This is a genomic window from Actinomycetospora termitidis (genome assembly GCF_030286555.1).
In the GTDB taxonomy this organism is placed as follows: Bacteria; Actinomycetota; Actinomycetes; order Mycobacteriales; family Pseudonocardiaceae; genus Actinomycetospora; species Actinomycetospora termitidis.
On the sequence record NZ_JASVWF010000003.1, the window covers coordinates 798657 to 817734 of the forward strand.

At 73.7% G+C, this 19078-nt stretch carries 15 protein-coding genes; 10 read left to right on the top strand and 5 right to left on the bottom strand.

All coding sequences use genetic code 11. The features are described from left to right. Positions 1 to 44 precede the first annotated feature (44 nt). Positions 45 to 794, bottom strand: a complete 750-nt coding sequence (locus tag QRT03_RS17300; RefSeq protein ID WP_286054173.1) for a TetR/AcrR family transcriptional regulator — start codon at positions 792 to 794, stop codon at positions 45 to 47. Between the two features lie 57 nt (positions 795 to 851). Here QRT03_RS17300 and QRT03_RS17305 point away from each other — a divergent pair, with 57 nt between their 5' ends. The 7 genes from QRT03_RS17305 (at position 852) to QRT03_RS17335 (ending at position 10138) form a co-directional block, all read left to right on the top strand. Then, positions 852 to 2141 (top strand): acetyl-CoA C-acetyltransferase, encoded by a 1290-nt coding sequence (locus tag QRT03_RS17305; protein WP_286054174.1) that lies wholly within the window; start codon positions 852 to 854, stop codon positions 2139 to 2141. Positions 2142 to 2155: 14 nt separating this feature from the next. Then, positions 2156 to 3538 carry a 3-oxoacyl-ACP reductase gene (locus tag QRT03_RS17310; RefSeq protein WP_286054175.1) on the top strand — a complete coding sequence of 461 codons (1383 nt, stop codon included), beginning with the start codon at positions 2156 to 2158 and terminating at the stop codon, positions 3536 to 3538. Positions 3539 to 3540: 2 nt separating this feature from the next. Continuing rightward, the gene (locus QRT03_RS17315; RefSeq protein ID WP_286054176.1) at positions 3541 to 4395 is read left to right on the top strand and encodes a MaoC family dehydratase; all 855 of its coding nucleotides are present in this window, start codon (positions 3541 to 3543) and stop codon (positions 4393 to 4395) included. A gap of 121 nt (positions 4396 to 4516) precedes the next feature. Then, positions 4517 to 5746 (top strand): hypothetical protein, encoded by a 1230-nt coding sequence (locus QRT03_RS17320; RefSeq protein ID WP_286054177.1) that lies wholly within the window; start codon positions 4517 to 4519, stop codon positions 5744 to 5746. Positions 5747 to 5770: 24 nt separating this feature from the next. Then, positions 5771 to 6469 (top strand): FadR/GntR family transcriptional regulator, encoded by a 699-nt coding sequence (locus tag QRT03_RS17325; RefSeq protein ID WP_425604852.1) that lies wholly within the window; start codon positions 5771 to 5773, stop codon positions 6467 to 6469. Then, on the top strand, positions 6466 to 7986 hold the full coding sequence (locus QRT03_RS17330) for an MFS transporter (protein ID WP_286054179.1): 1521 nt from the start codon (positions 6466 to 6468) through the stop codon (positions 7984 to 7986). Before QRT03_RS17325 ends, QRT03_RS17330 begins: the two co-directional genes overlap by 4 nt. A 106-nt stretch (positions 7987 to 8092) precedes the next feature. Then, entirely contained in the window at positions 8093 to 10138 is a 2046-nt protein-coding gene (locus QRT03_RS17335; RefSeq protein WP_286054180.1) for a PhoX family protein, read from the top strand. A 71-nt stretch (positions 10139 to 10209) separates the two neighbouring features. Here QRT03_RS17335 and QRT03_RS17340 read toward each other — a convergent pair whose 3' ends face one another. Beyond that, positions 10210 to 11226 (bottom strand): NADP-dependent oxidoreductase, encoded by a 1017-nt coding sequence (locus QRT03_RS17340; RefSeq protein WP_286054181.1) that lies wholly within the window; start codon positions 11224 to 11226, stop codon positions 10210 to 10212. A gap of 228 nt (positions 11227 to 11454) precedes the next feature. Between QRT03_RS17340 and QRT03_RS17345 the strand changes: the two genes are divergently transcribed. Both QRT03_RS17345 and QRT03_RS17350 read left to right on the top strand, forming a co-directional pair. Then, positions 11455 to 13992 (top strand): ATP-dependent Clp protease ATP-binding subunit, encoded by a 2538-nt coding sequence (locus tag QRT03_RS17345; protein WP_286054182.1) that lies wholly within the window; start codon positions 11455 to 11457, stop codon positions 13990 to 13992. A gap of 121 nt (positions 13993 to 14113) precedes the next feature. Next, the gene (locus QRT03_RS17350; RefSeq protein WP_286054183.1) at positions 14114 to 14449 is read left to right on the top strand and encodes a DUF1918 domain-containing protein; all 336 of its coding nucleotides are present in this window, start codon (positions 14114 to 14116) and stop codon (positions 14447 to 14449) included. Between the two features lie 158 nt (positions 14450 to 14607). Here the strand turns inward: QRT03_RS17350 and QRT03_RS17355 are convergent, their stop codons facing one another. Continuing rightward, positions 14608 to 16251, bottom strand: coding sequence for an N-acetylmuramoyl-L-alanine amidase (locus QRT03_RS17355; RefSeq protein WP_286054184.1), 1644 nt, complete (start codon positions 16249 to 16251; stop codon positions 14608 to 14610). Between the two features lie 144 nt (positions 16252 to 16395). Here QRT03_RS17355 and QRT03_RS17360 point away from each other — a divergent pair, with 144 nt between their 5' ends. Beyond that, positions 16396 to 16809 carry a hypothetical protein gene (locus tag QRT03_RS17360; protein WP_286054185.1) on the top strand — a complete coding sequence of 138 codons (414 nt, stop codon included), beginning with the start codon at positions 16396 to 16398 and terminating at the stop codon, positions 16807 to 16809. On the opposite strand, the gene QRT03_RS17365 is transcribed toward QRT03_RS17360, so the two are convergent. Together QRT03_RS17365 and QRT03_RS17370 are read right to left on the bottom strand one after the other, a co-directional pair. Next, complete coding sequence (locus QRT03_RS17365; protein ID WP_286054186.1) at positions 16806 to 18302, bottom strand: sensor histidine kinase; 1497 nt, start codon at positions 18300 to 18302, stop codon at positions 16806 to 16808. The genes QRT03_RS17360 and QRT03_RS17365 overlap by 4 nt on opposite strands. A 13-nt stretch (positions 18303 to 18315) precedes the next feature. After that, entirely contained in the window at positions 18316 to 19047 is a 732-nt protein-coding gene (locus QRT03_RS17370) for a response regulator transcription factor (RefSeq protein ID WP_286054187.1), read from the bottom strand. Positions 19048 to 19078: the final 31 nt, after the last annotated feature.

Below are 19078 nucleotides of genomic sequence, written 5' to 3' on the forward strand. Positions count from 1 at the left end.
CGATGGGCGGAGTACCCATCCGCACGGTGGGCGGCGTCACCGGATCAGGCGGACGCGGCCGAGGAGTTCACGGTGCGGTCGAGCCCGCCCCACGCCAGGTCGGCGATCTCCTCGGTGATGACCTCGCGCGCGACCTCGGGACGCGAGGTGAGCCAGTGGTCCCCGACCGAGCGCACCATGCCGACGACGGCGTGCCCCCAGGTGACGGCGGGCGCCGGGTCACGTCCCTGCCGGTGCAGCTCGGTCGAGATGATCCCGCCGACGTGGTCCCCGATGAACGACGTGAGGTCGCCCACGAAGTCGCCGTCGCCGGCCCCCACGGTGCGCTCGGAGCCCGGCGGGCGCATCACGTAGCGGTAGATGTCCGGATCGCGCTCGATCAGGACCAGGTAGGCGTCGATGCCCTTGCGCAGGATCTGCTCCGGCGGACCGGCCACGCGCATCGCCTCGGCGACCTGCGCGACGATCACCGCGCCCACCCGCTCGCACACGGCCTGGTACAGGTCGAACTTGTCGGCGAAGTGCCGGTAGACGACCGTCTTCGAGGTGCGCGCCTGCGCCGCGACCTGGCTCATGCCCACGTCGGGCCCGTGCTGGCGGATCGCGACGATCGTGGCCAGCGTCAGCTCCGTGCGACGCGCCCGCCGGTGCTCGTCCCACCGGCTGGAACGTTTGTCGCGGCGGGGCGGAGGGGCAGTGCTCCCCTCACCGCCGGCGGCATCGTCGGTCGACGAGGACCGGCGGCCGCCGCGCGGCTGCCCCTCGTCCTCGTGACGATGCGGACGTCGACTCACGGCACCCACGGTACCTGCTACTTTCGGGTAACGAAGCCCAGTCCCCTGGAGGAACCCATGGCCAGCCCCCGTCGCGCGGCGGTCGTCGGCGCCAACCGCATCCCCTTCGCCCGTTCCAACGGAGCCTACGCGCGCGCCTCGAACCAGGACATGCTCACCGCGGCGCTCGACGGGCTCGTCGCCCGCTTCGGGCTGACCGAGGAGCGGATGGGCGAGGTCGTCGCCGGAGCCGTGCTCAAGCACAGCCGCGACTTCAACCTCACCCGCGAGGCCGTCCTCGGCTCGCGGCTGTCCGCCGCCACGCCGACCTACGACGTCCAGCAGGCCTGCGGGACGGGGCTCGAGGCCGCGATCCTCGTCGCCAACAAGATCGCCCTCGGGCAGGTCGAGGTCGGGATCGCCGGTGGCGTGGACACCACCTCCGACGCCCCGATCGCGGTGAACGACGACCTGCGCGAGGTCCTCCTCGAGGCCAACCGCGCGAAGTCCACCGCCGGCGTCGTCAAGGCCCTCGCCGGCCTGCGCCCCGGCCAGATCGTCCCGGAGATCCCGGCCAACCGGGAGCCGCGCACCGGGATGGCGATGGGCGAGCACGCCGCCATCACCGCCGCGCACTGGGGCATCGAGCGGACCGCGCAGGACGAGCTGACCGCGCTGTCGCACCAGAACCTCGCGAAGGCCTACGACGCCGGGTTCTTCGACGACCTCATGACGCCGTTCCTCGGCGTCACGAAGGACAACAACCTGCGCGCCGACTCGACCGTCGAGAAGCTCGGCAAGCTCAAGCCGGTCTTCTTCCCGGCCGGCGGGGACAAGGCCGAGGCCACGATGACGGCGGGCAACTCCACCCCGCTGACCGACGGCGCGGCCACCGTCCTGCTGGCCAGCGACGAGTGGGCCGCCGAGCGCGGCCTGCCGGTGCTGGCGCACCTCGTGGACGCCGAGACCGCCGCGGTCGACTACGTCCACGGCGACGAGGGCCTGCTCATGGCGCCGGCCTACGCGGTGCCGCGCCTGCTCGAGCGCAACGGCCTGACGCTGCAGGACTTCGACCTCTACGAGATCCACGAGGCCTTCGCCTCGACCGTGCTCGCCACGCTCGCCGCGTGGGAGAGCCCCCAGTTCTGCAAGGAGCGCCTGGGCCTGGACGCGCCGCTCGGCTCGATCGACCGCGGCAAGCTCAACGTCCACGGCTCCTCGCTCGCGGCCGGGCACCCGTTCGCCGCGACCGGCGCCCGGATCGTCCCGACGCTCGCGAAGACCCTCCACCAGAACGGCGGGGGCCGCGGGCTCATCTCCATCTGCGCGGCCGGCGGCCAGGGCGTCGTCGCCATCCTCGAGGCCTGAGAGAGGTAGAGACAATGTCGCACGACTGGTACTCCGACTTCGTCAACTCGGGCGTCGGCAGGGCGATCGCCGGCAACGTCGGGCTGCCTCCGGTGCCGAAGCTGCGCCGCTGGGAGCCCGGCCAGCCGCTGCTCTCCGGGGCCGCGCTGCTCGGGACCGCGACGGCGAACGGGCGGGTGGCCAAGGTCGTCCGCGCGGTACTCGCCGACGCCGCCGTAGAGGTGCACGAGGACCCGGCCGCCCCGATCGGCGGTGGCTCGTCGACGTCCAAGGTCGCCGCCGCCGTGCTCGACGCGACCGGACTGTCGAGCCCCCGGGACCTCGCCGCGGTCCAGCAGTTCCTCACGCCGGTGATGCGCCGGGTCGGGCCGTCCGGACGCATCCTCGTGATCGGGGACGTCCCGGCCGCGGCCGAGCGACCCGCCGTCCGCGCGGCCCGGCGGTCGCTCGAGGGCCTGGTCCGCTCCGCGGCCAAGGAGGCGCGCTACGGCGCCACGGTCAACCTCGTGCACGTCGCGGACGGCGCCGAGAACGACCTCGAGTCGACGCTCCGGTTCTTCCTCTCCAGCCGTTCGGCGTTCGTCGACGGCCAGCGCCTCGACGTCGGGACGGTGCCGGGCTACGCCGGCTCGTCGGCCGGCACCGACTGGGACCACCCGGTCACCGGCAAGGTCGCCGTCGTCACCGGGGCCGCCCGCGGCATCGGGCGCACCGTGGCGCAGACCCTGGCCCGCGACGGCGCGACCGTCGTGGCCGTCGACGTCCCCTCCGCGGGCGACGCGCTGGCCCACACGGCGAACGACGTCGGCGGCACCGCGCTGCAGCTCGACATCACGAACGACGGTGCCGGCGAGGCCATCCTCGAGCACTGCCGTCGGCACGGCGGCGTGGACATCGTGGTGCACAACGCCGGCATCACCCGCGACAAGCTGCTCGCGAACCAGGACACCGACCGCTGGAACTCGGTCATCGACGTGAACCTCAACTCGCAGCTCGCGATCAACGACGTGCTGCTGGCCTCGTCCGACGACGACGGGTTCCACCGGGGCGGGCGCATCGTCACCGTCTCCTCGATGGCGGGCATCGCCGGCAACCGCGGGCAGACCTCGTACGGCGCCTCGAAGGCCGGCGTCATCGGCCTCGTCGAGGCCACCGCGCCGCTGCTCGCCGCCAAGGACGCGACCATCAACGCCGTCGCGCCCGGGTTCATCGAGACGGCGATGACCGCGGCGATGCCGGTCGGCACGCGCGAGGCGGGCCGGCGACTGTCGTCGCTGACCCAGGGCGGCCTGCCGGTCGACGTCGCCGAGACGATCGCCTGGTTCGCCCAGGGCGCCTCGTACGCGATCAACGGTCAGGTGCTGCGCGTCGACGGCCAGAACTACCTGGGGGCCTGAGCATGCCCACCGAGACCCTCGACAGTGCCCCGACCCTCGGGGCGCTCTACGGCCGGGCACTGCTCACGGCGCGCTCGGGCGGGGACACCCTGCCCGACCGCACGCTCGAGCTCGTCAACGCGACGATCGACGCGGACGCGGTGGCGGACTACGCGCACGTGTGCGGGTTCCGGGTGGGCGGCGAGCTGCCGATCACCTACCCGCACATGCTCGCCTTCCCGCTGCAGATGCGGCTGATGACCGACCGCGAGTTCCCGCTGCCCGCCCCGGGCATGGTGCACCTGCGCAACGTCATCACCCGGGAGCAGCCGCTGACGGTCGGCGAGCCGCTGGTGGTGCGGGTGCACGCCGAGCGGCTGGTGGCCCACCCCAAGGGCGCGCAGGTCGACCTCGTCTCCACGGTCGGAACGCCCGACACCGAGGTCGCCTGGCACTCCCGCTCGACGTACTTCGTGCGCGGCGCCACCGCCGACGAGGCCACCGACGCCGCCCCGCCGGAGCCGGAGCCGCACGTCGGGGACCGGCCGCACGCGGTGTGGAAGGTCCCCGGCGACATCGGGCGCCGCTACGCCGCGGTGTCCGGCGACGTGAACCCGATCCACGTGAACGGGCTCGCGGCCAGGGCGTTCGGGATGCCCGGCACCATCGCGCACGGCATGTGGTCCAAGGCGCGCGTCCTCGCCGCGCTCGCCGGGCGGATCGACGAGGCCGTCACGGTCGACGCGGTGTTCCGCTCGCCGCTGCGCACCCCGTCGACGGCCTTCCTGTACACGGCCGCTGCGAAGGACGGGTGGGACGCCGCATTGCGGTCGGCGAAGGGCAAGGACCACCTGCTGCTGACGGTGCGCCCGGCGTAGGACCCGCCGCTCCGCACGTCGAGCGAAGGGCCCCTCCGGTCGGATGGATCGACCGGAGGGGCCCTTCGCTCGACTCGGTTCTTCACCGTGACACCGCAGGTCGCGAGCACGATGTCCGGTCGTGACCCCACCCGTTCTCGATCCCACCGGGACCGAACCGGCCGCACCCGGCGTCGGGACGAGGTGGAGGCGGGCACTCGTCGTGCTCGTCGCCCTGCTCGTGATCCTCGCCGCCGTCGCCACCCCGAGTCTCGTGCACGCCCTGACCCGCCCCGGTTCGGACACCGTCCCGGCGCGGCTCGCGGAGTGGGGGCGCGACCACGGGCTGGGGCCGGTCGTGACGTGGCTGGAGTCGGCGCAGTACCAGCTCGACCAGCCGCCGACCGGCGGTGCCCCGGTCGGCGGCATCCCGCACGCCTCCGGCGCGGTCGCCGACCATCCCGGCGGCAGCCCCGCCCCGCCGCCCCTGCCCGCCCCGGAGGGCCTGGCCCCGCTGCCCGGCGAGGGGCAGTGGCAGACGGTCGTGGCGAGCCCGCACGGTGACGCGGTCCGCGTCGCCTCCGTCCGGCCGGACGCGCAGCACACGTCGTTCACGGTCGGCGTCCTGTGGATGGACCCGACGCTGGTCCGCGGGGTCCTGCACCCCGGCACCGAGGACCCGGGCGGCTCGTGGCCGGTGCCGTCGGAGATCGACGACACCGAGCAGCGCACCGTCGTCGCGGCGTTCTCGGCCGGCTTCCGGCTGCAGGGCGACAGCCACGGCGGGTGGTTCCTCGACGGGAGGCAGGCCCGCCCGCTCGTCCCCGGCGCGGCCAGCCTCGTCGTGCACCGCGACGGCACCACCGACGTCGGGGCGTGGGGCAGCGAGGTCGCGATGACCCCCGACGTCACGGCGGTACGCCAGAACCTCGTCCCGCTGGTCGACCACGGCGTCGTGAACCCGACCTGCGCCACCGGCGGCACCGCGGAGTGGGGCTCGACGGTCGGGCAGGCGGCCTACATCAACCGCTCCGCCTTCGGGGTCACCGCGACCGGCGCGGAGGTCTACGTCGGCGGCCCCGCCCTGTCGGTGTGCACGCTCGGCCAGATCCTGCGCAGCGCCGGCGTGGTCCGCGGCATGGAGCTCGACATCAACCCGGCGTGGGTCTCCGGGGCCTACTTCCACCCGACCGGCCGGCCCCGGCCCGACGCGTTCCAGCTCTTCCCGGGTGAGCAGGTCGGGGCGCAGCACTACCTGCAGACCTCGAGTCGCGACTTCCTGTCGTTCGACCTGCGCACGATCGCCGACACCGCGGACGCCCCACCCTCGACGCAGCACCACCGGCACGCGTCGTCGAAGCACCACGCGTAGGCACCGCAGACATGGGATGACAGGATGTCTGGCGTGCCGCTGGAGAACCCGCGACGCGCGAGCGTCATCGGTGACGTGATCACCCAGCTGGAGGCGATGGTCGTCTCCGGCGAGTGGCCGGTGGGCACCCGTATCCCACCGGAGCCGGAGCTCGTGACCGCGCTCGGCGTCGGGCGCAACTCGATCCGCGAGGCGGTCCGGGCGCTCGCCCACAGCGGGATGCTCGAGGTCCGCCAGGGCACCGGCACGTGGGTCCGGGCCGACTCCGGGCTGGGGGCGGCGCTCGAGCGGTACGTGCGCCGGGCCGACGCGCGCCACGTCCTCGAGGTGCGCCGCGGGCTGGAGCGGGAGGCCGCGCGACTGGCGGCGACCCACCGCACCGCCGAGGAGCTGGCCGGACTCGTCGCGGCCCTGGGCCGGCAGCACGACCTCGCCGGGGCCGGCGACCGGGACGGCTTCGTCCGCGGCGACCTCGAGTTCCACCGCCTCGTGGTCGCGGCCGCCCACAACCCGGTGCTCGGCGAGCTGCTCGATCACCTCGGCGGAGCCCTGGCCACCGCGATCGAGGTGACGGTCGACGCGCAGCAGGCCGCCGGGGTCGCTGCCTTCACCGTGCACACCGACCTCGTCGAGGCGATCTCCGCCCGCGACGCCGACGCCGCGGGCGCGGCCTCCGACGCCCTGCTCGACGAGCTGCTCGCGGTCCTGGACGGTGCACCGTGAGCACCCGGGCCCGGTCGATCCTGCTCGCCCTCGCGGTCCTGCTGATCGCGCTCAACCTGCGCCCCGCCGTCGTCGGGGTCTCGCCGCTGCTCACCCAGATCCAGGCCGACCTCGGGATCGGCAGCGCGGTCGCCGGCCTGCTCACGACGCTGCCCGTGCTCTGTTTCGGCCTGCTCGCCCCGACGTCGGGGACCCTGATCCGGCGGATCGGCCTCGAGACCACCCTGCTCGCGGCCCTGGTGGTGCTCACCGCCGGCATCCTCGTGCGGCTGGTCCCCTCGCTCGCGACCCTGCTCGCGGGCAGCGTGCTCGCCGGGGTGGCGATCGCCGTCGGCAACACGCTGATGCCGGTGGTCGTGAAGCGCGACTTCCCGCATCGCACGGGCCTGATGACCGGCGCCTACTCGACCATGCTCTCCGGCGGCGGCGCGCTCGCCGCGGCGGTGATGGTGCCGATCGAGAACGCGACCGGCCTCGGGTGGCGCCCGGCGCTGTCCCTCTGGGCGGTGCTCTCCGGCCTGGCGATCCTGCTGTGGCTGCCGTGGGTCCGCAGCTCGCGCCGGGCGGGCACGGCCGGTACCGCGCGCTCCGCCGCGCCGGTCCGGGGGCTCTGGCGCTCGCCGCTCGCGTGGCAGGTCACGCTGACGATGGGCCTGCAGTCGTTGCAGTTCTACTCGTTCACCGCCTGGGCGCCGACGCTGTTCGTGGACCGGGGCCGCTCCGCGGCCGAGGCCGGCCTGCTCCTCTCGCTCGCCGGGCTGTGCTCGCTCGTCACCTCGGCCGCGACCCCCGTGCTCGCCACCCGGCGGCCGAGCCAGTTCCACCTCGTCGCCCTGCTCGTCGGCCTGTGGGTCGTCGGGTACGTCGGCCTGCTCATCGCCCCCGGCTCCCTGGCCCCGCTGTGGATGGTGCTCGTCGGGCTCGGTCAGGGCGTGGGGATCTCGCTCGGCCTGACCCTGATCACGCTGCGCTCGCCGGACGCCGCGCACACCTCCCAGCTCTCGGGCATGGCACAGGGTGTCGGCTACGTGATCGCCGCTGCCGGACCGCTCGGGCTCGGCGCGATCCACGACGCCACCGGGTCCTGGACGTGGCCCGTCGTCGCGCTGCTCGTGATGCTCGTCCCGCTCACCGTCGCCGGTCTCGGGGCGGCCCGGGACCGGCACGTGGGAGCACCGCCGGCACCCGAACCGGAGCCGGAGGCCGTCGCTGCGGCCGCCCGTGCCGTCGACACCGTTCCCGCCGGCGACGGCGCCCCGCGGCTGCGCGGGCGGGTGCACGCCCGGGGCGAGCCGGTCTCCGGCGCGTCGGTGACGCTGGTGGACGACGCCGGCCGCCAGCTCGGACGGACCGAGACGGCCGACGACGGGTCCTACGCGCTCGAGGTCCCGGGGACGTCGGCGTTGCTGGTGTGCGCGGCCGAGGGCCACGAACCGGTGGCCCGGCGCGCGACGGCCGGCCGGGCCGACGTGGAGCTGGCGCCCCGCGCGACCGACGAGCCGATCGCCGGGCGCTGAGCAGCGGCGTTCGCCGGCCGTTCATCCGTTGTGTCCGGTTCGGTCGTTCTGACTGCCTACCGTCCGGTCGACCACCACACGATCGGACGCCCGGGAGCTCCCCCACGTGAACCGCCGTCTGCTGCCGCTGCTCACCCGCACCACCCACCGCCGCTCCGCCACGCACTGCCGCTACAAGTGCGGCGACGCCTGCGACGCGCCCGTGCGCAACCGCAGCGGGAACCCGACGTTCCGCGAGGTGGTCGCCGGCACGGTGAGCCGGCGCAGCGTCCTGTCCGCCGGTCTGGTCCTGGGTGCCTCCGGGGCGCTCGCGGCGTGCGGGGGCACCGGTGGCGGGCCCGCGCCGGCGGCGGCCTCGTCGTCGGCTCCCGTCCCGCCGTCGCCCGGCCTCGGGTTCGCGGCCGTGGCACCGAACACCGCGGACGCGGTGACCGTGCCGGAGGGCTACACCCAGCAGGTGCTCATCCGCTGGGGGGACCCGGTGGTGACGGGGGCGCCCGCGTTCGACGTCACCCGGCAGACCCCCGAGGCGCAGGCGCAGCAGTTCGGGTTCAACAACGACTTCCTCACCGTGATCCCGATCCCCGGCGACTCCGCGCGAGCGCTGCTGGTCGCGAACCACGAGTACACGACCGAGCCGTTCATGCACCTCGGCTACGACCCGGAGGCGCCGACCCCCGAGCAGATCCGCATCGGCATGGCCGCCCACGGGATGAGCGTCGTCGCGGTCGCGCTCGACCCGTCGTCGGGACGGCCGACCTCGGTGCTGCAGGACCCGCTGAACCGGCGGGTCACCGCCACCACGCCGTTCACCCTGACCGGCCCGGTGGCCGGCGACCCGCTGGTCCGCACGAGCGCCGACCCCGAGGGCCGGACCGTGCTGGGCACGCTGAACAACTGCGCGGGCGGCACCACGCCCTGGTCGACGGTGCTCTCCGGCGAGGAGAACATCGACCAGTACTTCGCGAACGGCGCGACGGTCGCCGACCCGGTGCTCAAGGCCCGGTACGAGCGGCTCGGGCTCGACGGCGAGGCGAGCGACCGGCTCTGGGAGACCGCGGACCCGCGCTTCGACCTGCTCCGCGAGCCGAACGAGGCGCACCGCTTCGGCTGGGTGGTGGAGCTCGACCCGTTCGACCCCGCCGCGGCGCCCCGCAAGCACACCGCGCTCGGCCGCTTCAAGCACGAGGGCGCGACGGTGCGGATGACGCCGGACGGCACCACGGTCGCGTACATGGGCGACGACGAGCGCTTCGAGTACGCCTACAAGTTCGTCTCCTCCGCGAAGGCACGCCCCGGCACCGCCCCCGCCGACCGGCAGTTCAACCAGACAGTGCTCGACCAGGGCACGCTCTTCGTCGCGACCTTCACCGGCGAGGCCCGGCCCGACGGCGGGTCCGGTGGCCGGGGCGAGTGGCGGCCGCTGGTGGAGTCGCTGCCCGACGGCACCGCCCGGTCGTTCGTCCCCGGGTTCTCCGGCACCGAGGTGCTGCTGTTCACCCGCCAGGCCGCGGACGTCGTCGGCGCCACGAAGATGGACCGCCCCGAGGACGTCGAGCCGCACCCGGTGACCGGCGCGGTCTACATGGCGCTGACCAACAACGACGAGCGCGGCGTCGAGCCGGGCGCACCCGGCCCGGACGCCGCCAACCCGCGTCCGGACAACGCCAACGGGCAGGTGCTGGAACTCGTCGAGGACGGCTCCGACCCCACGGCACGAGCGTTCGCCTGGTCGCTACTGCTGGTGTGCGGCGACCCGAAGGCGGCCGACACGTACTACGCGGGCTTCGCCAAGGACCAGGTCAGCCCGATCTCGTGCCCCGACAACGTGGCCTTCGACCCCACCCACGGGCACCTGTGGATCTCCACCGACGGCAACGCGCTCGACTCGAACGACGGGTTGTTCGCGGTGTCGCTCGCCGGCGCCGACCGGGGGCGGGTCAAGCAGTTCCTGACGGTGCCGAAGGGCGCGGAGACGTGTGGCCCGGTGCTGATGCGGAACTGCGCGATGGTGTCGGTGCAGCACCCCGGCGAGGCCGACGACGCCTCGCTCGACCGCCCGGTCTCGCACTGGCCCGACGGCGGGTCCAGCCCCGCCCGACCCGCCGTCGTCGTGGTGTGGCGGGCGGACGGGGGTGCGCTGGGGACGTGATGTGGCCTGCGGCCAGGTGAGCAGAAATTGTCGCTATGGCGACCATTTCTGCTCACCTGCGCGGAGCGCACCTACACGGACACCAGCGCCTTCCCGGTGTTCTCGCCGCGCAGCAGGCCGAGGAACGCGTCGACGGCGTGGTCGACGCCCTCGGTGACCGTCTCCGCGAACTTCACCCGCCCATCGGCCACCCACGGGGTGACCTCCTCGAGGAACGCCGGGAAGCGATCCAGGGAGTCGGTGACGATGAACCCCTGGATCGCGAGCCGCTTCTTGACGATCTTGAAGAGGTTGCGCGGCCCGGGCGTGGGGTCGGAGTCGGTGTCGTTGTAGTGCGCGATCGCCCCGCACGCGGCAACGCGGGCGTGGTCGTTCGCGACGTCGATCGCGGCCTCGAGGTGCTCCGACCCGACGTTGTCGAAGTACACGTCCAGACCGTCGGGCATCGCCTTGGCGAGCTGCTCGGCGACGGGGCCGTCCTTGTAGTTGAAGGCGGCGTCGTAGCCGAGCTCGTCGGTCAGCCAGGCGACCTTCTCGGCCGACCCCGCGCTGCCGACCACGAGCGAGGCGCCCTTCTGCTTCGCGATCTGCCCGACGAGGCTCCCGACCGCGCCCGCGGCCCCGGAGACGAACACGGCATCGCCGGACCGGAATGCGGCGTGGTCCAGCAGGCCGACCCACGCCGTCAGGCCGGGCGCACCGAGGACGCCGAGATAGGCCCTCGGGTCGACGCCGTCGACGTCGGGGACCTTCTGCAGGTGCTTCGCCTTGGCGATGCCGTGGTCACGCCAGGCGAGGTTGGCCAGGACCAGGTCGCCGACGCCGACCTCGGAGACGTCCGACCCCACGGCCGTGACCTCACCGACTGACCGGCCGTCCATCGCCTCGTCCAACCGGAACGGCGGGACGTAGGAGGGCACGTCGTTCATCCGGCCCCGCATGTAGGGGTCGACGGAGAAGGAACGGTTGGCGATCTCGACCTCGCCGGCCCCCGGCGCCGGGAGCTCCCGCTCGACGAACCGGAAGTCGTCGGGCGAGGGGAAGCCCTGCGGGCGGCGGGCCAGGTGGACCTCGTGTGCGGTCGTCATGATCCGACGGCTACCCCCGATGTCGACCGTGTGTCATCCGGGCGCGACGGGGAACACCCCGGGGATCGACGAGGTTGAGCCGGATCGACTCACCGACGGTGGATCGGGCCGGACGAGACCTGAGTCTCCCCGACTCAGGAATGAATCCCGACCATCGGTTGCTGAGGCCTACGACAGCCGCCGCAGACCACCGGTCGCAGGCGGCAGGACCCTTCAGGAAAGGTACGCATGACCAGCGCATTCGGTCCCGGCGGCCCCGGGTCCGGCCAGTTCGACGACTTCCTGGCGCGGTTCCTCGGCGGCTCGCCGCGGGGCGCCCAGCGCATCGACATCACGGCCCTGATGACGGAACAGGCCCGTGGCCTCGTCGGGACCGCCGCGGCCCAGGCCGCCGAGCGGGGCAACACCGACCTCGACGCCTGGCACCTGCTGATCGCCGGTCTGCAGGTCGCGCCGCTGCGCGCCCTCGTCGAGGGCACGGGCGCCGACGCCGACGAGCTCGCCCGGTACGCGGACGGCCAGCTCCCCCGCGGAGAGGCGACCGGCCAGCCGCCGTCGCTCACCCCCACGGCGAAGCGCACGCTGCTCGACGCCCACCAGATCTCCCGGGCGCTCGGCTCGAGCTACATCGGGCCGGAGCACATCGTGCTGGCGCTCGCCGCCAACCCGGACTCCCCCACCGGCAAGGCCATGCAGTCCCGCGGGATCGACCCGCAGTCGCTGCAGCGCAGCGCCTCCTCCGGCGGGCGTCCCGCGCCCGGCGGTGGCAACGCCCCGCAGGGTGACTCCGACACCCCGACCATCGACCAGTTCGGCGTCGACCTGACCGCGAAGGCGCGGGCGGGCGAGCTGGACCCGGTCATCGGGCGCGAGGACGAGGTCGACCAGACCCTCGAGGTCCTCTCCCGGCGCACGAAGAACAACCCCGTGCTGATCGGTGAGGCCGGCGTCGGCAAGACCGCCGTCGTCGAGGGCATCGCCCAGCGCATCGTCTCCGGCGAGGTCCCCGAGCAGCTCGAGGGCAAGCGCATCGTCCAGCTCGACCTCACCGGCATGGTCGCGGGCACCCGCTACCGCGGTGACTTCGAGGAGCGGATGACCAAGCTGGTCGCCGAGATCCGCGAGCACTCCGACTCGCTGATCGTCTTCATCGACGAGCTGCACACCATGGTCGGGGCCGGCGGCTCCGGCGAGGGCGGCGGCATGGACGCCGGCAACATCCTCAAGCCGGCGCTGGCCCGCGGCGAGCTGCACATCGTCGGCGCCACGACGCTCGACGAGTACCGGCAGTCGATCGAGAAGGACGCCGCGCTCGAGCGGCGCTTCCAGCCGGTCATGGTGCCGGAGCCGAGCGTCGCCGACACGATCGCGATCCTGCACGGGCTGCGGGACCGCTACGAGGCGCACCACCAGGTCCGCTTCACCGACGAGGCCCTCACGGCGGCCGCGGAGCTCTCCGAGCGCTACGTCACCGACCGCTTCCTGCCCGACAAGGCCATCGACCTCGTCGACCAGGCGGGTGCGCGGAAGCGGCTGCGCTCGAAGGCGCCGCACACCGACACCCGGGAGCTGGAGCGCCGGCTGGAGTCGCTGCAGCGCGACAAGGACCAGGCCGTCGCCGACGAGGACTACGAGCGGGCCGGCGCGCTGCGCGACGAGGTCACGCAGGCCACGCAGGCCCTCGAGGAGGCCCGCCACGAGCGCACGTCCGGCCAGTCCGGTGTGCTCTCGGTCGACGTCTCCGACATCGCGGAGGTCGTCTCCCGCTCGACCGGCATCCCGGTCGCGCAGCTGACCGAGACCGAACGCTCGCGTCTGCTCGGCCTGGAGGCCCAGCTCCACGAGCGGGTCGTCGGCCAGGACGACGCCGTGCGCGCGGTCGCCGAGGCGGTCCGTCGCTCGCGGGCCGGACTGGGCGACCCCGACCGTCCGATCGGCAGCTTCCTGTTCCTCGGCCCGACCGGCGTCGGCAAGACCGAGCTGGCCAAGGCGCTCGCCGCCACGATGTTCGGCGACGAGGACCGCATGGTCCGCGTCGACATGAGCGAGTACTCCGAGCGGCACACCGTCTCGCGCCTGGTGGGCTCGCCCCCCGGGTACGTCGGCTACGGCGAGGCCGGGCAGCTGACGGAGGAGATCCGTCGTCGTCCGTACTCGGTGGTCCTGCTCGACGAGATGGAGAAGGCCCACCCCGACGTCTTCAACACGCTGCTCCAGGTGCTCGACGACGGGCGGCTGACCGACTCGCAGGGCCGGACGGTCGACTTCCGGAACACGGTGCTGATCATGACCAGCAACGTGGGCTCGGAGCTGATCACGACGAACACCCAGGCCCTCGGCTTCGCGCCCTCGGGCGTGAACCCGGACCAGTCCCTGCAGGAGCGGTTGATGCCGCGGCTGCGGGAGTCGTTCCGGCCGGAGTTCCTCAACCGGATCGACGAGGTGATCGTCTTCAAGCGGCTCGACCAGACCCAGCTGCGGACCATCACCGACCTGCTGCTCTCCGAGACCCGCGAGCGGCTGGCGTCGCTCGAGGTCGAGATCGAGTTCGCCACCGAGGCGGTGGACTGGCTCTCCGACCACGGCTACCAGCCCGAGTTCGGGGCGCGGCCGTTGCGCCGGACCATCCAGCGCGAGGTCGGCAACCAGCTGTCGGCGATGTTGCTCGGCGACGAGCTGTCGGCGGGTGACCGGGTGCGGGTGGGTGTCTCCGACGGCGACGACGGGGCCCTGACCTTCACGGTCGACCAGCCGGCCGCCGTCTGATCCATCGGCACGCGAAGGGCCCCCGACCGATCCGGTCGGGGGCCCTTCGTGCATCTGGTGATCTTCTCCGACGAGCGGGTACTCCCGCCCCGACGCGTCCGTCCGCAGAAGGAGAGGCGACATGAGCGCCGACGTCGGTGACCGGATCACCCTGCACGCCAACTCCGTGGACGCCCCCGACCGCACGGGCACGATCGTCGGGATCCTCGGGAGCGACGGGCCGCCCTACCGGGTCCGCTTCGACAACGGCGACGAGACCATCCTGACGCCGGGTCCCGACGCCACCATCGCGGCGCCCACGGTGTCCGAGCGGGTGGGCCAGGCCGCCGAGGCCGCGGGCGAGAAGGCGACGGCGCTCGCCGAGGAGGCCCGGGCGACCGCCGAGGACGTCACGGGGCGCGCCGCCCGCGCCGTCGCGGACACCGCCTCGAAGCTCGCGGAGCGCTTCCAGAAGTAGCCCCGGCCGTCTCGAGCGAAGGGCCCCTTCCGTCGGATTGACGGGCCGTGGGCGCCCTTCGCCATTCGGTGCGCCGGCTCGCCGACCTGAGCGAAGGGCCCCTTCGGTCGAGTAGATCGACCGGAGGGGCCCTTCGCTCGATCCGGGGTGGGCGGCGCTCAGAGGCGGCGCGCGGTCGAGGTGCCGGTCGCGAGGAACAGCGAACCGCGCTCGAAGTCCTGCCGGACGCCCCCGCTGACCGCGTACTGGTCGGAGCGCGGGTAACCGTAGGTCGAGCGCTCGTAGCCGGCGGCGCCCCAGGCGGAGAGGATCGCCCCGCGGACCGGCCAGGCACCGGTCTGCGGCGTCCAGTAGACGGAGCCCGTGGCGAACTGGTTGTAGCGGCCCCGGCCGTCCGGAGCGGTCCGCTCGTCGGTCCTCGGCAACCCGATCGGGGAGGATGCCGCGCCCAGGGCGTCGTACCGCTTGTTGATCTCCCCGATCACCGACCACGCGCCCGTCGTCGACGACCAGTAGACCGACCCGTTCGAGCCGGAGAAGCGGGTGACCCGCGCGCTCTGCCCCGTCGCGCTCTCCACGACCGACGGCTCACCCAGCACACTGCGCATCGCGAGCCACTTGGTGCGGATCGGGTTGGTCGTGAGGTTCCCGACGAGGGCCGCGGTCCGGTCGCGGATCGCGGGCATCGACTTCACCCCGGTGTTGCCGGGGCACTCGGTGGCGCCGACGTCGCGGTGGGCGAAGACCGTCGGCAGGGTCACCGTGCGACCGGCCGGGTACTTCGACGTGCCGCCGCCGGCGCTGGTCAGCGTGACGGTGGCCTTCGGGTCGCGGTAGAGGCCGCCGAGCTTGTACGCCGCCAGCTTCGCGGTCGCCTCCAGCTGCGCCGCGGGCGGGGCGACGGAGGTGAAGTCGCCCATCATCCCGATGCCGAACGTCTCGCGGTTGAAGCCGCCGGCGTGCGCCGCGATCACGGACCGCTCCAGCCCACCCTTGCGGCCCTCGAACACCGTGCCGAAGCGGTCGACCAGCACGTTGTAGCCGATGTCGCCCCAGCCCAGCGTCTTCGCGTGGTACGCGTAGATCCCGCGGACGATCGCGGCGGAGTCGGCCGCGGTGTAGGCGTTCGTGCCCGCCGTGTGGTGGATCGTCACCGCGCGGACCGTCGGGGTGTACTCCGGCGGCCACGTCATGAGCTTCTCGTCCGCGCCCCACTGCGCGCGCGTCACGACCTTCGGCAGACCCGGGCTGTTCGTGGACGCGGCGGTCGCGCGGGCGTCGTTGGTCGTCGTCGCCGGGTCGATCGAGGTCAGGGCCACGCGCTGGGTGGCGGGCGCCCCGTCGTCGACGGCCCGCACCTGGACCTCGCGGCTGTCCGCGACCCACACCGGTTCGCTGCTCGCCACTGCGGCGCGCTTGCCGTCGCGCTCGGCGTCGACCGGGTCGACCCGGGTCCAGGCCCCGAAGGTGCCGTTCGCGAGGCGGCTGCGGAGCTCGATGACGTCGGGGGTCGGGCCGGTCCAGCTGACCGCGACCAGCTTGAGCGGGTCGGGGCTGGACGCCTGCCGGGCGTTCGCCGAGTCCGGGGACGGGGCCGGCGCGCCGAGCGCCTCGCGCTCGACCTTCGGGTCGACCGCCTTCGCGGCGGGCAGGGGTGCGGCCGGCGGCGGATCGCCCGCCGTCGCGACCGGGGCGGGTGCCGCGGCCGCCTGACCGCCCACCGGACCCGTCACCACCGCCACCGCGACCACGACCGGCACCGCGATCGCCCGGAACCGACGCCACCTGCTGTTCGACTGCATGATCCTCCCCCGACGGAACTGACCGCTTCAGCGATCACGAGCCGACCGTCGTTACAGGACCCGCTCGAACGAGCGACCCGCCGTCCGGAACGATCACCTCGACGGCCTAGATGTCCGATTCGCCAGTGACCTAGGGTGATCGTCGTGAGCGACGACTCCTGGCTCCCGCCGCCGCCGTTCGGCGTGGACGACCATCACCACGACGACCACCACCACGACGACCGCCACCGGCACGAGCGCCGGTACGACCACCGGGAGCGCGGGATGGAACTGCGGGACCGCGTCCGGAGCCAGTACGGCACCGCGGTGTCGGTCGGCGACATCCTGTCGTTCCTGGACTACCGGGTGAACGAGCTGTACGCCGCCGTCCTCGAACCCGAACGGCACGGCTCCCGGGTGCCGGGCTCGCCGGTGCGGCTGTCCGGGCTGGACGCGATGCTCAACGCCGACGCCGCCGCGTTCCGCGGGCTGACCGAGCTCGGCGAGCGCCTCGACCGCGTCGAGTCGAAACTCGACCAGCTCCTGGAGCGCCTGCCGAAGCCCACGGCGACGTCCTAACGCAGGGCGAGCTCCGCCCGGACCGGCGCGGCCGGCAGCGTCACCGTCGTCCGGGTATCGCCCGGCACGCTGGTCACCTCGACGGTCCCCCCGTGCTCGGTGACCACGGCGGACACGATCGAGAGGCCGAGCCCGGTCGAGCCGGTGGTGCGGGCCCGCCCGGCGTCGCCCCGCGCGAACCGCTCCAGCACGTGCGGCAGCAGGTCGGGAGCGATCCCGGGCCCGTCGTCGCGGACCACCAACCGGACCCGGTCGTCGGTCCGGGCGAGCTCCACGACGACGTCGGTCCCCTCCGGGGTGTGGGTGCGCGCGTTGGCGAGCAGGTTCGCGACGACCTGGTGCAGCCGCTCCGGGTCACCGACCACCATCACGTCCGTCTCGCCGTCCGGCAGATCCAGCGACCAGCGGTGCCCGGGCGCGGCGGCATGGGCGTCGGACACGGCGTCGACGACCAGCCGCACCAGATCGACGGGCTCGCGGGCGAGCGGGCGGCCCGCGTCGAGCCGTGCGAGCAGGAGCAGGTCCTCGACCAGCAGCGTCATGCGTTCGGTCTGGGAGCCGACCCGCTCCAGCATCGCCCCGACCTCGTCCGGCGTCCCGGCCGCGCCCGAGCCCATCCGCCGTCGGGCCAGCTCGGAGTAGCCGCGGATGGCCGCGAGCGGGGTGCGCAGCTCGTGGGAGGCGTCCGCGACGAACTGCCGGACCCGGGTCTCGGACTCCTGGCGGGCCGCGAGGGAGCGGGCGACGTGGTCGAGCATGCGATTGAAGGCGACGCCGACCTGGCCGATCTCGGTCCGCGGGTCGGCGTCGGCCTCGGGGACGCGATCGCGCAGCTGCACCTCGCCGCGCTCGAGGGGGAGCTCCGAGACGCGCCGGGCGGTGGCCGACACCCGGTGCAGCGGCCGGAGCGTCGTGCGGGTCGCGAAGGCCGCGACCACCCCGGCCACGAGCACACCCCCGGCGAAGATGATCGTCTCGTTCAGGGCGAGCCGGGCCAGGGTCGCGTCCATGCGGTCGGTGGACACCCCGACCGCGACCACCGATCCGTCCGCGGCGGTCCGTGCGGCGGCCCGGTAGGTCTTGCCGAGGGCCGGCACCTCGACCGTCTCCGCCTGCGGCGGACCCTGCCCCGGCTCGTCGTCGGGCGACACCGCGAGCAGCGGCTCCACGTCCGCCGGGGACAGGGGCACGTCGGCGTTGCGGAAGGTCAGGGCCACCGCGGACACGATGCGGCCGTCGACCACCCGGACCTGGATGCGGTCCGTGGGCGAGGACGCGCCGAACCCGCCGCCGGCGTCGGGCGGCGGCGGGGGGCCGCCGCCGGCGCCCTGCGGACCGGAGGCGGCGAAGCCCAGGGTGCGCGTGACGTCGCCGTCGAGCTGCTGGGTGAGGTAGTGCCGCAGCGACAGCGCCGCGCCGACCCCGACGACCGCACACACGACGAGCAGCAGCACGACCGTCGTCAGGACGATCCGCGCCTGGAGCGAGCGCATGAACCGCACGGTGTCACCCGGCGGGCTTGAGGACGTACCCCGCCCCGCGCACCGTGTGGATCATCGGCGCACGGCCGGCGTCGATCTTCTTGCGCAGGTAGGAGATGTAGAGCTCGACGATGTTCGACTGACCGCCGAAGTCGTAGTTCCACACCCGGTCGAGGATCTGCGCCTTGGACAGCACGCGGCGCGGGTTGCGCATGAGGAAGCGCAGCAGCTCGAACTCGGTCGCGGTGAGGTCGACCTGGTCGCCTCCCCGGAACACCTCGTGCGAGTCCTCGTCGAGCGTGAGGTCCCCGACGACGAGGCCCGCATCGCCACGCACGACGGTCGCCGCCGCGGCGCGGCGCAGGAGCCCCCGCAGCCGCGCGACGACCTCCTCGAGGCTGAACGGCTTCGTCACGTAGTCGTCCCCGCCCGCGGTGATCCCGGCGACGCGGTCCTCCACGGCGTCCCGCGCGGTGAGGAACAGGACCGGGACGTCCGGGTGGTCGGCGCGCAGCCGACGCAGCACCTCGAAGCCGTCGATGTCGGGGAGCATCACGTCGAGTACGACCACGTCGGGACGGAACTCGCGGCCCTGGCTGACCGCGGTGACGCCGTCGACGGCGCTGCGCACGTCCCAGCCCTCGTAGCGCAGGGCCATCGACAGGAGATCCGCCAGCGTCGGCTCGTCGTCGACGACCAGGGCGCGGACCGGGCTGCCGTCGGGCCGCCGGAGCTCGGCGCGGACTGCTGCGTTCATGGTGCTCACGATGGCACCGCCCGATCCGTCC

Excerpts from the sequence above, each read along its gene's own strand:
- QRT03_RS17305 (WP_286054174.1), top strand. The coding sequence starts at position 852 with ATGGCCAGCCCCCGTCGCGCGGCGGTCGTCGGCGCCAACCGCATCCCC.
- QRT03_RS17310 (WP_286054175.1), top strand. The coding sequence starts at position 2,156 with ATGTCGCACGACTGGTACTCCGACTTCGTCAACTCGGGCGTCGGCAGG.
- QRT03_RS17315 (WP_286054176.1), top strand. The coding sequence starts at position 3,541 with ATGCCCACCGAGACCCTCGACAGTGCCCCGACCCTCGGGGCGCTCTAC.
- QRT03_RS17325 (WP_425604852.1), top strand. The coding sequence starts at position 5,771 with ATGTCTGGCGTGCCGCTGGAGAACCCGCGACGCGCGAGCGTCATCGGT.
- QRT03_RS17340 (WP_286054181.1), bottom strand. The coding sequence starts at position 11,226 with ATGACGACCGCACACGAGGTCCACCTGGCCCGCCGCCCGCAGGGCTTC.
- QRT03_RS17345 (WP_286054182.1), top strand. The coding sequence starts at position 11,455 with ATGACCAGCGCATTCGGTCCCGGCGGCCCCGGGTCCGGCCAGTTCGAC.
- QRT03_RS17350 (WP_286054183.1), top strand. The coding sequence starts at position 14,114 with ATGAGCGCCGACGTCGGTGACCGGATCACCCTGCACGCCAACTCCGTG.
- QRT03_RS17355 (WP_286054184.1), bottom strand. The coding sequence starts at position 16,251 with ATGCAGTCGAACAGCAGGTGGCGTCGGTTCCGGGCGATCGCGGTGCCG.
- QRT03_RS17365 (WP_286054186.1), bottom strand. The coding sequence starts at position 18,302 with ATGCGCTCGCTCCAGGCGCGGATCGTCCTGACGACGGTCGTGCTGCTG.
- QRT03_RS17370 (WP_286054187.1), bottom strand. The coding sequence starts at position 19,047 with ATGAACGCAGCAGTCCGCGCCGAGCTCCGGCGGCCCGACGGCAGCCCG.